The organism is Flavobacterium sp. (assembly GCF_043778725.1).
Classification (GTDB): Bacteria; Bacteroidota; Bacteroidia; order Flavobacteriales; family Flavobacteriaceae; genus Flavobacterium.
On the sequence record NZ_JAYWFT010000095.1, the window covers coordinates 17055 to 30067 of the forward strand.

General features: G+C 35.2%; 8 protein-coding genes. 3 read left to right on the plus strand and 5 right to left on the minus strand.

Annotated elements, in window-relative coordinates:
- Nucleotides 1-107: 107 nt before the first annotated feature.
- Both ACH2CG_RS08465 and ACH2CG_RS08470 read right to left on the minus strand, forming a co-directional pair.
- Nucleotides 108-2342: a CHAT domain-containing protein gene (locus ACH2CG_RS08465; protein WP_395064131.1), complete on the minus strand. Its 2235-nt coding sequence runs from the start codon at nt 2340-2342 to the stop codon at nt 108-110.
- Between the two features lie 96 nt (nt 2343-2438).
- On the minus strand, nt 2439-2663 hold the full coding sequence (locus ACH2CG_RS08470) for a helix-turn-helix domain-containing protein (RefSeq protein ID WP_395064133.1): 225 nt from the start codon (nt 2661-2663) through the stop codon (nt 2439-2441).
- Nucleotides 2664-3503: 840 nt separating this feature from the next.
- On the opposite strand from ACH2CG_RS08470, the gene ACH2CG_RS08475 reads away from it, so the two are divergent.
- Genes ACH2CG_RS08475 through ACH2CG_RS08485 form a run of 3 tightly spaced genes read left to right on the plus strand, consistent with a single transcriptional unit; the run spans nt 3504 to nt 10472 of the window.
- Complete coding sequence (locus ACH2CG_RS08475; RefSeq protein ID WP_395064237.1) at nt 3504-6425, plus strand: SusC/RagA family TonB-linked outer membrane protein; 2922 nt, start codon at nt 3504-3506, stop codon at nt 6423-6425.
- 11 nt (nt 6426-6436) lie between these two features.
- Complete coding sequence (locus ACH2CG_RS08480) at nt 6437-7807, plus strand: RagB/SusD family nutrient uptake outer membrane protein (protein WP_395064135.1); 1371 nt, start codon at nt 6437-6439, stop codon at nt 7805-7807.
- Between the two features lies 1 nt (nt 7808).
- Nucleotides 7809-10472, plus strand: coding sequence for an alpha/beta hydrolase family protein (locus tag ACH2CG_RS08485; RefSeq protein ID WP_395064137.1), 2664 nt, complete (start codon nt 7809-7811; stop codon nt 10470-10472).
- 47 nt (nt 10473-10519) lie between these two features.
- Here ACH2CG_RS08485 and ACH2CG_RS08490 read toward each other — a convergent pair whose 3' ends face one another.
- From ACH2CG_RS08490 to ACH2CG_RS08500, 3 genes are all read right to left on the minus strand, one after another.
- Nucleotides 10520-10789, minus strand: a complete 270-nt coding sequence (locus ACH2CG_RS08490) for a DUF6520 family protein (RefSeq protein ID WP_395064139.1) — start codon at nt 10787-10789, stop codon at nt 10520-10522.
- Between the two features lie 81 nt (nt 10790-10870).
- Nucleotides 10871-12361: a MauE/DoxX family redox-associated membrane protein gene (locus ACH2CG_RS08495; protein WP_395064141.1), complete on the minus strand. Its 1491-nt coding sequence runs from the start codon at nt 12359-12361 to the stop codon at nt 10871-10873.
- A 91-nt stretch (nt 12362-12452) separates the two neighbouring features.
- A complete protein-coding gene (locus tag ACH2CG_RS08500) occupies nt 12453-13004 on the minus strand; it encodes a helix-turn-helix domain-containing protein (protein WP_395064143.1) in 552 nt (183 codons plus the stop codon).
- Between the last annotated feature and the right edge of the window lie 9 nt (nt 13005-13013).

Consider the following 13013-nt stretch of genomic DNA (forward strand, 5'->3'; position numbering starts at 1 on the left):
TAGATAAGGACTAAAACCGATTGAATTGACTGATTTGAAACTTAATTTAGTTTGTTTATTAAACGTACAAAATTGTAAAATGTTTCAAAAAGTATGTTAAAATGAAATTATATAAATTTACTATCTATTTTATCCATATCTAAGTTTAACTCACGATAATTTTTCAGCCAACTACTGAAGTATAATAAATCTGCTCTACCAATTATTGAGTATGACAACCATTCATTATCAAGATCAGTAAATTTTAATTGTTGTGAGTTTGATTTTCTAGAGATGAGTTTGTCTAAATCTTTTAGAGCCAAAATTCTGTTTTCAAATTTCATACTTTTAGTTATTATAATGGCAATTTCATCATTGGTGATTTCCTCCTTTAAAAAATTTCGAGATTTATTTATCGTTTCATAGATAAGAGTTGTTCTAAGTATGTGAGACATGAAATTTAACCAATTATTATGATAACTATTCGTTTTAAGTTGACCTAAATTATTGAGTATTCTTATTATCAAACTTGCAGCGTCTATAATCTTAATAGGAAGAAATGTTGTAGTTACGCTGTATGCACCAACTTCCATAAATGCATCGGATATTAGTTTGACATAACCATAGTTAGGCATAGTTTCACAAGCAGATAATATAACTAGTGGTGCGGTTAGTTCATGTTTAACAATATCATCACCAGTTAAAAAAAGTTTTTCTTCAGCATTAATCACAAGAAAAGACGATAAATCATTTTTGCTAGATCCTCCATGGCAATCAAAAATCAGCAAGTCAGGTTTGCATTCATCAATCGCTTTCTTAATTTCTTCAATACTTGAACATCTTGCACTTTGAAATCCTAGAGAAGATTTAAAATTATCTATTAGATCAAACATACTGTTCATCATATTATCATTTTTTGACGAACAATGTATTACTAATGTCTTGTTGATTAAATTAGTTGGGATTTCATATAAAAATCTTGAAGCATGTACTGCTGAATTTACGATACCATTTAAATTGAATTCTGGAAGTCGGCATACATCATGTGTAAAACACAAAGGATATTCATCTAAAAATAACCATTCAAACGGTAAATCACTGATTGCAAATACTTGACCATTTCTTTGCTGTAGATACTCGACTAATGGTTCAGCAATTATTAGGTTTCTTAATTTATTACCAAATTTTTTAATATTAGATATTGTACTTGATTTCTTTAAAGATATTTTTTCAAGATGTGACAGCTCCATGTTAATTGAAGCTCCTATTTGAGGTAGCCTTATTACAGGAGAAAAATCAAATCTCGCATGTAAAAATGCAACGCAATCAAGATATTTTAATCTCAAAGAAGCATTATTCATGATAAAATGAAATTCTTCATGCGACACTTTGCTTATATCATCGGGATTAAATTGATGTTCGTAATTTAAATTCTGTTCAGCACGAGAAATTGAAAGCCAAGTCTTTTCCTTTTTATTGGATATAGCACCATAAATCTTCTCTGTTCTTGGAAAATGATAAGGAGCTACAATAACAATTGTTGAAAGTAAGGGTTGAAATGGATCAGTTGGTTTCACCTTAACATCATTATACATTATCATTGAAATATTATCAATTTTTTGTGATTGATTAATTATTTCTTGTGTTCGTTCAGCATGATTCGTTATTAGGTTATCAGGTTTTTTCAACTTGTTAACCCATATATTACCAATAATTTGATTTAGTACAAAGTAATTGTTTTGTGCAATATTTGAGCCTGGGAAATCATTTGAATTAATAAAGGTACCATTTGGATTTATAGAAAAATCGATACCTAAATCGATATTTTCACCTTGCTTTTTGTAATAATCAATTATTGACTGATTAATTTTGGAACTATCTCTGTTTATCAAATCAATAAAATCATGTTCCGATTGAAAATAATTTTTTGTATTGTATTGATTTTTGTAATCCTCTGAACTTGGTAAAATTGTAAAGTAAGAATGTTCAGAAATTTCTAAAAATTGAGAAATTTGCTGATGATTTTTTAATGAGCTGTCAATTATAAAAACGTTTAAGTTTGAAATGATTTTATAAAGATTTATATATTCATTGAATTTGGATAAATCATCCTCACTATCATCAGTAAAAAAAAATGAAGGAAATGTAAATATTTCAAATGATCTCCTAGAATTAAATCTAAAATTAAATTCAAAATTATTTATCGAATTTTGTAATTGAGACAAATCTATAGGAAGTACGCGTAATAGGTTTAAAGCAGTGCAATAAAATTCATTACTACTATATGACATCGTATCTGTTATTAAAATATACTGAATACTACTTGGAGATGTTGTTTTTATTACCGAATTAGATACCCTCATAAATTTATTATTTTCAAGTATCAAATATACATAACTGTATTCTAACTTATTCAAACAAAAAAAAGATGCTATTCAGCATCTTTAAATTTTATTTTTCTATAATGGTTTATCTGGCCAAAAGTCTTTCGGAGAACAATTGAATATTTCAGCAATCTTATTTAGATGATTGATATTATATTTTGCTCTTTTTGATGGTGCCTCTACATGTGAAATAAAACTATCACTCATTTCCATCTTTTGTGATAATTCCAATTGAGAAAGTCCATGCTCTTTCCGCATAGTTCTAATTTTTTCAATTATATATTGCTCAATTGTAGTCAAAATTTTTATTTAATAAAATTATTACAAAGAGCATCTTATTTTAATAAAATATCAATGGCACTTGTACCACTATTAAAATAATTTATATATATTTGCTTTTGATTAACTAAATTTGCGATTCTTCAAATACAATATTGAAGCATTCGCTTTGAATCTCTCCTTAGAAAACTGGTAATTTAATTGGGAACGAGATGATAAGTATGATGCTCACGCTCTAGGGTGTGGGCTCACTTATTGTTCCCCGGTATACCAGTACCTCTAAGGCAATAAGATGAGTTCCATGCCTTTTTTTATACCCAAAGGTTTCCTCAACTTTATTCTTAGCACTGTTTCTATTTTTCTTGGTTTTGCGAATTGTTTTCAAAAGTTCTCGATATAATTTTCTATACTTAAAACTTGCGTTTTAGGTATAGAAAATCACTCGAAGTGACGGTAGAAGTGTAAACAACTAAATCAATCGCCTATGGAATAAAAGACTAAACTAACATCACAAAAAAAAGCCCTCTAGCTCGTCGGCAAACTAGACTAGAGGACTGGACAAACAAAACAAATGTTTCATTTAACTCAACCAAAATTATGAATAAATTTTCATTGTACAAGGATAGGTGTATTATAGTGGTATGCTGTTTTTATATTCAAGTTGCTTTTTCTTATGGGAGCGACATTGGAAACAAGAAGAAATATGCAAGATGCAAGACTTTCTACACTTTGAATATTGAATGCGATTCCTCCTTCGTCGGAATGACAAAAGACGAAAGTCTTAAAGGAAGTCCCTCGACTGCGCTCGGGATGACAAATCTTGAGTATTCAGTGCTCAGTGTTCAGTATTCAGTGGCTACTGTGCAAACAACACAACAACAAATCAAAGGAACTGTAAGTGATGCTAATGGCGTATTGACTGGTGTTACTGTAACGATTAAAGGTAAGCCAATTAACACTATAACAAACGAGAATGGTCAATTTACAATAGCTGCTGCTGAAGGCGATGTGCTTGTTTTCAGCTTTATGGGTTATGAAGAGGTTGCAGTCTCAGTCTCAACAAGCAGTGTTATTAATTTAACTATGCAGGAAGTTGCTACTACTTTGAAGGAAGTAGTTGTGAATGCTGGGTATTATACTGTAAAAGATAAAGAGCGTACTGGGAGTATTGCTAAATTGAGTGCTAAAGACATTGCTAAACAACCTGTTACTAATGTGCTTGCAGCTATGCAAGGCAGGATGGCAGGCGTAGAAATTACTCAAGAAACTGGAGTTCCTGGTGGAGGCTTTGCCATCAAGATAAGAGGTATTAATAGTTTGCGAGCTGATGGTAATACTCCGCTATATGTTATAGATGGAGTTCCTTATTCTACGGAGACTGTTGGCGCTAGTCAAACCTCAACTGTGACCCCTACTGCAACTGTAAGCCCCTTGAGTAACATCAATCCGAGTGATATAGAAAGTATAGAAGTTCTAAAGGATGCCGATGCTACGGCTATCTATGGCTCTCGTGGTGCTAATGGTGTGGTCTTGATCACTACTAAAAAAGGAAAAGCTGGCAAAACTACTTTTAATGTAAATGCTTCTAGCGGTTGGGGTAAGGTTACTCGTTTTTTTGATTTGATGAATACGGAGCAGTATTTGAAAATGCGCAGGCAAGCTTTTATTAATGATGGTATTACTACCTATCCTGCTACTGCCTATGATGTAAATGGTACTTGGGATCAAAACCGTTATACTGACTGGCAGCAAACACTTTTGGGCGGTACGGCTGAAATTTCGAATGTGCAGGCCTCTGTATCTGGAGGCACAGGAGCTACGCAGTTTTTGGCAGGTGTGACTCACTACAGTGAGGGCACAGTTTTTAAAGGTGATTTTATTTACAGAAAAACGAATGTACATTTTAATATTAATCATCAATCGGAAAACAAGCGTTTTAGATTTTCACTGACCGGAGGCTATACGGTACAAAACAATAATCAACCTGCTACGGACTTTACTCGTGAGGCTGTGTCATTAGCACCCAATGCACCATCGCTTTACAATGCTGATGGTTCTTTGAATTGGGAAAATAATACTTTTAACAATCCGTTGCGCAATTTGGAGACCAAGTATAAAACTAAATCTGGAGATTTTGTTGCTAACACTTTACTGTCGTACCAATTGCTTGAAGGACTTGAGGTAAAATCGAGTTTTGGGTTTACAGATTTGCGCTTTGCTGAGCGTCGTATTTTGCCTTCGACGATGTTTAATCCTTCATTGGGATTGACTAGTGCTTCGTCTGCTTTTTACTTGAATACTACTAATAGACAATCTTGGATTGTTGAGCCTCAAGTGACTTATAAAAAAGCGTTTGGCAAAGCGAAGTTTGATTTTTTGTTGGGAGGTACTTTTCAAGACCAAACCAATTATAGAATGGTGGAACGCGGTGTAGGCTTTACCAGTAACAGTTTGATTGAAAACATGGCTGCTGCTAAAACACGCTTTGTGTATGGTAACGAGCAAACTGAATATAAATACCAAGCGTTTTTTGGTAGGTTGAATTTTAATTGGGACAAGAAGTATCTCTTGAATTTGACTGGGCGAAGAGATGGTTCTAGTCGTTTTGGACCAGGCAATCAGTTTGCTGTTTTTGGTGCTTTTGGTGCTGCATGGTTGTTTGGCAATGAAGATTGGATTCAAGCTCATGTTCCTTTTTTGAGTTTTGGGAAGTTGCGTGCTAGTTATGGAACAGCAGGAAATGATCAGATAGGTGATTATCAGTTTTTGGACACCTATAGTTTGTCTTCTTCTACTTATCAAGGCACTACTGGTCTTGACCCTACTCGTTTGTTTAATCCTAATTTTGGATGGGAAAGTAATACTAAGCTTGAGATTGCTCTTGAAACAGGCTTTGTAAACGACCGTATATTTCTGACCACTGCTTATTACAGCAATCGTTCGTCTAACCAGTTGGTTGGGATTCCTTTGCCCGGCACCACTGGATTTACTTCTTTGCAAGCTAATCTTGATGCTACGGTTGAGAACTCAGGGTTGGAGTTGACTTTGCGTACTGAAACTATAGCGAAGAAAGACTTTACTTGGAGTACGAGTTTTAATTTGACAGTTCCGAGAAATAAACTGATTTCCTTTCCCGGTTTGTCTGGCTCGACTTATGCGAACCAGTATGTTGTAGGTTCGTCTGTGAACATCAAAAAGCTTTATCAATCTACAGGAGTTAATCCGTTGACAGGACTTTATGGGTTTACCGATTTTAATGGCGATGGCATCATTTCATCTGTTAATGACCGTCAAATTATAAAAGATTTTAATCCGAAGTATTATGGAGGATTGCAAAATACTATTACTTATAAAGGCTTGCAATTGGATTTTCTATTTCAATTTGTGAAGCAAGAAAACTGGAATTGGACTTACTTGTTGGGACTTCCAGGAATAGCATCAAATATGTCGGCTGAAGCTGTTAACAGTTGGAGCCAAGCAGGTAATGTAGCGCCTTATCAATTGTTTACAACTGGAGTTAATAGTGCTGCGGTAGCCGCTTATTATAACTATATCCAAAGTGATAAAGCTGTAGTGGATGCTTCTTATGTTCGGTTAAAAAATGTCTCTTTGTCTTATCAGCTGCCTAAGAACTGGACGAAAGGTTTGGATTGTAAACTGTCGTTGCAAGGACAGAATCTATTGATTATAACACCGTATAAAGGAGCTGATCCAGAGTTTACTATTGGTGGTTACTTGCCACCACTTCGCATTATTACAGTTGGTGCTCAGTTTAATTTTTAAAAACTAGAACTATGAAAACTTTAAAAAATATTATAGCCCTAGGATTCCTGCTTGTTGCAGGTGTTTCCTGTGATGGTTTTGTGGAAGTATCGCTTCCTAATTCGCAATTGACTTCGCAATCGGTATTTGAAAATTATACCACGGCTGATGCTGCTATGGTTTCTATTTACTCTAAGATTAGAGATGCAGGCTTGTTGACTGGTACTTCTTTTGGACTTTCTAATCAACTGGGATGCTATGCTGATGAATTGCAGTTTTATGGTACAAGCGGTAATTCGTCGAACACTTTTTATAATAATGTTTTGTTGCCTACAACCAACGAAATGGCTACTTACTGGAACGCCACTTATAATCAGATTTATTCTGCTAATTCTGTTTTGGCAGGCGTAGCAAATTCTACAGGTTTGACCCAAGTTCAAAAGAATCAATTGAAAGGCGAAGCTTTGTTTGTTAGAGCTTTGTTGCACTTTTATTTGGTTAACTTGTATGGTGCTGTTCCTTACATCACTACTACTGATTATACCCAAAACAGTCTTGTAGCTCGAATGCCGATACCATTTGTTTATGGGTCTATTAAAGCGGATTTGGACGCAGCACTTTTGTTATTGCCAGCTAGTAGTTTGGAGCGTGTTCGTCCCACACAAATTACTGCTCACGCCTTGTTAGCAAGCGTTTATTTGTACACTCAAGATTGGGCTGCTTCAGCAAATGAGGCATCGGCAGTACTAAATACTACAGGTTATGCCATTGAGACTAATTTGGACAATGTTTTTTTGAAAGGAAGCACTTCAACGTTATGGCAGTTGAAGCCTACTGTGGACGGCAAGAATACTGATGATGGGCAGGCGTTTATTTTTGTAACAGGACCACCGCCATTGGTAGCTTTAAGTAGTGGTTTGATAGGTGCTTTTTCACCTTTAGACCAACGAAAGATTCATTGGACAAAAGCAGTAACATCAGGAGTTAACACTTGGTATCATGCTTATAAATATAAAAAGAATGCCAATACTGCCACTTCTTTGGAGTATACTATTTTATTTAGATTGGAAGAGCAGTATTTGATACGTGCTGAGGCAAGAGCGCAACAAGGCGATTTGATAGGCGCTTCCCAAGATTTAAATGTGGTTCGAACTAGAGCAGGACTTGCTAACACGACAGCGGTAAATGCTCCCGATATTATTACTGCTGTTATAGCCGAACGAAGGTTGGAGTTTTTTACTGAAATAGGTCATCGTTTTTTTGATTTGAAACGCACAGGAACTATTGATGCCGCTTTAACGCCTGCTAAGCTTGGTTGGAATAGTACGGACGTATTGTTTCCGTTGCCGCAGACAGAATTGTTGGCAAACCCAAATCTTACTCCGCAAAATCCAGGCTATTAGAATGGAAACAACAATAGTCTCAAAAATAAGTTCCTTAATTTTTGCCTTAAAGACAGTAATGTTCCGAAATTTCGGACTACTTTTTGTGTTAGTTGCCTGCCCTGTAATGGGGCAGGTTTTGACAAAAAAACCACTTGAGGTAAAAGATTATTCCTTGTGGAGTACCTTACAAACAGAAGGTATTTCTGATGTTGGAGGTTGGGTAAGCTATAAAATGAAGTATGCTTCTGGAAACGATACTTTGTTTGTAAAACAAACTAAAGGTTCTAGACTTTATTCCTTTGTTAAAGGTTATGATTCGAGTTTTAAAAAGGAGCAGTATTTTGTTTGTATGTTGCCAGATAATCGTTTGCAAATTCAGAATTTGAAGGATGGAAGTCAGCATTTATTGGAGAATGTAACGTCTTATTTTTTGTCTAAAAAACTTGATTGTTTGGTATTGCAATGTAAAAATAGCCAAAGAAGTTGGGTTGAAATAAGAACCCTTGATGGTTTGTTGCTTGGAGCTCTGAAAGGTGTTTATAAAGCTGTCTTAAATTCGATGGGCACGCAGGTTTTGTGTTTTTCTTCTGATGGATTGTCTGCTGTTTTTGTTTTTGATTTGAAGGCGTTGCAGTCGCAGGTGCTTCTTGAAGATTCTCAAGCTGTCTATACTAAGGCTGTTTGGGATAAAAACGGAACGGCTGTTGCTTTTATTCAGATAAAAAAGGATTCTACTTTGGCAAACGTTAAGCGTAGTGTTTGTTATTATTCCTTTAAAATGCATCGCCTTTATAAATTTGATTCTGATGAATTTGATACTTTTCCACAAGATATGTTTGTGTCGAGTGATGGCAAGGTAGCTTTGTCTATTTCGGATGATGGTGCGCGCGTATTTTTTGGAATTATGCTCATTGTAAAAGAAGCAATTAAGCAAAGTGATGTACAACAGTGGAATGCTAATGACACCCTTTTATATCCTTTAAAGCATAAATTAGATGGTTGGAAGAAGATTGAGAAAGCTGGCGTTTGGTTTCCGATGGAGCAAAAATTTCTGCCTATAACTACTAATTTGCTGCCTAAGTTTGTATTGAATGGCGACCAAAAATATGCCATTACTTTTAATCCTTATCAGGGAAAAACTTTAGGGTCTTATGATGCATTATCAGATTATTATATTACTGATTTGGCTACAGGAGTTAAGACGTTGTTTTTACCTCAACAGACTATTGCTTTGCATTCCCTTCTGATTTCCCCTGGTGGCAAGTACGTTCTGTATTTTAGAGACTCTCAATGGTATGCTTATGTTATAGCTACAAATACACATGTAGCTTTAACCAAAAAGTTGCCTGTTTCTTTTGTTGATGCTGAGAATCAGTTTTTTGAAACTGAAGCTAGTGGTGTTGCAGGTTGGACTGAAAACGATGCTTCGGTTTTGATTTATGATTCTTTTGATTTATGGAATATTGTACCCGGAAAAACCAGTGAGAGAATTACTGATGGTAGCGCAAAACAGTTGAAGTTTCAAGTTGTTTTTGATAAGGATGCTAAAGGAGTTCTGTCGAGTTATGATGGTGGAATTAGTCCTGTTGTATCTTTGAAAGAAGGTATGCTTCTTAAGGCTAGTTGTGGTACAGATTTGTCCTCAGGTTATTTTACATGGCAAGCAAAAAGAGGTGTTCAGCCATTGGTGTATGGTTTACTGACTGCTGACCAATTGGTAAAAGCTTGTGATGCTCCTGTTTATGTTTATAGAGAACAGTACTATGATGTTTCGCCAAGGTTGGTCTTGAAAAGTGATATAACTGTTCCTGCCCAAGTGATTGTACAAAGTAATACACAACAAGCCCATTATTTATGGGGTAAATCGGAGCTTGTTTATTATACTAATTCCAAAGGAACAAAACTTAAAGGAGCACTTTTTTATCCAGCAGGTTATGATGCTACTAAAAAGTATCCTATGATTGTTTCTATTTATCAATTGCAATCTCACTTTGTTTCTGTGTATCAGAATCCATCAGAGTATAATTTGATTGGTTTTAATATTACTAATTTGGTAACTAAAGGTTACTTTGTATTGTTGCCTGATATTGTTTATGAACAAGGAAAGGCAGGAAATTCCGCTGTAGATTGTGTGGTTTCTGCAACAAATGCTATCATTGAGCGCGGCTTGGTAGAACGAAGCAGGATAGGTTTGATAGGTCATTCTTTTGGAGGTTATGAGACCAATTTTATTATAACACAAACGTCACTGTTTGCTGCTGCTATTTCAAGTTCGGGATTTACCGACTTGGTAAGTGGTTATTTTAGTGTTGGATGGAATAGAGGCACTCCAGAGTTTTGGCGGTATGAAAAGCAACAATTGCGTATTGGCAAATCGTTTTATGAAGATAAAGAAGCTTATGTAGCCAATTCTCCATTATGGCATGCCGAAAAAGTTGAAACTCCCTTGTTTTCTTGGGTTGGCGAAGAAGACAGGCAGGTGCATTATTATCAAAGTATTGCTTTTCATTTGGCTTTGAGAAGACTTAATAAGCCCAATATACTGCTGATTTATCCAAAAGAGGCTCATGTATTGGGAATTGCAGCACATCAGCAGGATTTAACGAGTAGGATAACTGATTGGTTTGGTTATTATTTGAAAAATGAGCCCTTAGCTGGATGGATTAAAGAAGGTATTGAATAAAAAGACAACGCAGTCATTTGGACTGCGTTGCTTTTTTTAGCTTAAAGCTATTTTTGTCTGTACAAAAGTGTTGGACAATCTCCTGTTTCGTCTTTAGCGAACAGTTGTTCTCCAGTTGGTGCGGTACAAATAACATCTACGACGTCACTACACTCAATAGAACTTGTACATGGGTTACCGGGATGTTGAATCCATCCTTGAACCGCCATTGTTTTTGCTTTACTATTGTGCGCTGCATTGGTAGTAAAAGCACTTGCGATAGCGAATGTAAAAACAAGCACTGGCAAGATCATCCATTTTGAAAATCTACTTTTCATAATACGAAATATTAAATTAAATAAAGTGATCTACTTTTTTCTACAGGTTTTCGATCGGCATCCTGATACTGGCCAAGTATATTATTTAGATTGAAATTCTTTTTTGACAGCAGGCATTAAGCGGTAGGCTACTAGATGGTTTCCGATTAATGCAAATAGGTGGTTGTTGGTAACTGCAAAACTTTTCATTTTTTTTCTGTCAACATTGTAGACGTAAGTACTGAATAAGTAGGCTTTGTCGGAAATATTATATACGTCGACCACTGTTGCTTGCTTCCACATTGCTTGAGATTCGTGACGTCCTGGCACATCGGAATTAATAAAAAGGAGGTTCTTGCATATTGCGCTATTTTTATTGACAATACTAGCAGGAGTTTCTAATTTGGTTTCTTGTTGTTTTCGAAGCGTGGCTACTTTGATGTTTGCCCGTTGAGTTGTGTCAATTGTTTTGCCGCGATAGTCTAATTTTAGATTTTTGTCAGCAACTATAAATTGGTTTCTGTAGTAGTAGGTATACACTATTTTATGAAGTTCTTCGCTGTAACTTAAGGTGCCATCGGTATCAAAAATACCGTCGATTTGTTTTTGTAAAAGTTTTGCATTGTATTTTGTTGTTTTAGGATTTTCTAATGCAAGGCTTCCTAAAATATTGATTTTTGTTTTGGGATTAATGGTTCTAAAAGCTATGTGCGTAATGTCTATTATTATTGGCAAATCAAAGTAGGCCTTTCCTTTAAAAATAAGATTGGCTTTCCAGTCGTTTATGTTCCCTCTATAGATGCAAGGTACTGTTCCGTCAAGGACAAAGAAGTATGGTGGCTTAACTCTTATTTGAATGGAGCGAAACGGTTGTTTGCTGTTGTCTAATTGGATTACATATTTCTTTTTTACTTTGAGAGCTGTGTCTATCACGGTCATTAAAGAAGGCGTGGTTGTATTCCCTAAATATATTTTGTCTTTATCTGTTCCTGCGAAATAGTACGAATTGACCTCTAGGTCAATGTCGGCTACTTGTTTTATAGGATGTTGCTGAAATCTTCTTGTGAAGTTGTTATTGTAATGCAATTTGTTTTCTGAAACTACGAAGAGTAGCGTCATCACTCCTATAGCTGTTGCTGCACTACTAACTACTATTATTAAGGTTTTAGTGGTGGTTTTAGTATAAAATACAATTGCTATTGCAGCTATAAGAACAAAAAATACATTAAAAATTAGGTGTTGCTCCCAGTTCATTTTTTCAAGAATTCCTCCACATGAACAAGGAATAAAAGCACTGTAATTTATTATGATGTAGATGTAAGCACAGAACATTATCATAAGTACAAAGGCGCCATGAAGTGCTACGTATTTTGTTTTAGGAAAGAATAGTAGTACTGCAATGCCTATTTCTATCATTGGAACTGACCAAGAAACCCAATCGGCGAAGGAGCTTAGTAATGGCGATTGTCTTAATTGGATTTGAAAGACTTGAAAATCTAACACTTTACTAACGGCAGCATAAGTAAAAAGAAGTATGTAAAGGTAAGTAGTAATCTCAATAAAATACTTTTTAAAAGAAGGTTTCGCTTTCATTATGTGAATTTTTAGTAGTGTAAAATTCTATAAATGAAATCTTTATGGTATTTCAATTTGGGAATATTTGTAAGTAAAAAACGGAATATTATTATAAATCGGCATTCTTGCGGTTGAGTTCGCTGGGAGGATAATTGAATTTTTTTTTGAATGCTTTGTAGAAGTTGGTGTAATTAGTGAAGCCGCTTAGTAGGGCAATTTCTTTTAAAGGAATGGTGGTTTTCTCTATTAAAACATGGGACTTTTTAAGTCTTTCTTCATTATAGAATTGATAAATACTGGTTTTTACAAGTTTTCGAAAGTTATCTTTTAAAGTGAATTCGTTTGTGCCGAACATTTTTGATAGCATTCTGGAAGAAGGCAACGGCTCTTCTAAATGATTTTGAATGTAATCAATTACTTTTTGAACAATGAGGACTGCAGTATCGTTTGATGCTACTATATCAAATTTACTATTCTTGTAGGGACTTGAGTATTCGAATAGCTGTAATTTTTCGGCTACCTGGTTGAGCAGTTTTGCTAGTTCCTCAAACTGCGGATCATCTCGCTCCACTACTATTCGATAGGTGAGATTTCCATTTGCGATTTCTAACAGCATGCGGTAAATGGATTTTATCCGTTGTTGGTTTTGTTGCTGGTTCATTGCGGTTGT

What these genes read in the sequence shown, in the direction of transcription:
- ACH2CG_RS08465 (WP_395064131.1), bottom strand. Translation starts at nt 2,342, where the DNA reads ATGAGGGTATCTAATTCGGTAATAAAAACAACATCTCCAAGTAGTATT.
- ACH2CG_RS08480 (WP_395064135.1), top strand. Translation starts at nt 6,437, where the DNA reads ATGAAAACTTTAAAAAATATTATAGCCCTAGGATTCCTGCTTGTTGCA.
- ACH2CG_RS08485 (WP_395064137.1), top strand. Translation starts at nt 7,809, where the DNA reads ATGGAAACAACAATAGTCTCAAAAATAAGTTCCTTAATTTTTGCCTTA.
- ACH2CG_RS08490 (WP_395064139.1), bottom strand. Translation starts at nt 10,789, where the DNA reads ATGAAAAGTAGATTTTCAAAATGGATGATCTTGCCAGTGCTTGTTTTT.
- ACH2CG_RS08495 (WP_395064141.1), bottom strand. Translation starts at nt 12,361, where the DNA reads ATGAAAGCGAAACCTTCTTTTAAAAAGTATTTTATTGAGATTACTACT.
- ACH2CG_RS08500 (WP_395064143.1), bottom strand. Translation starts at nt 13,004, where the DNA reads ATGAACCAGCAACAAAACCAACAACGGATAAAATCCATTTACCGCATG.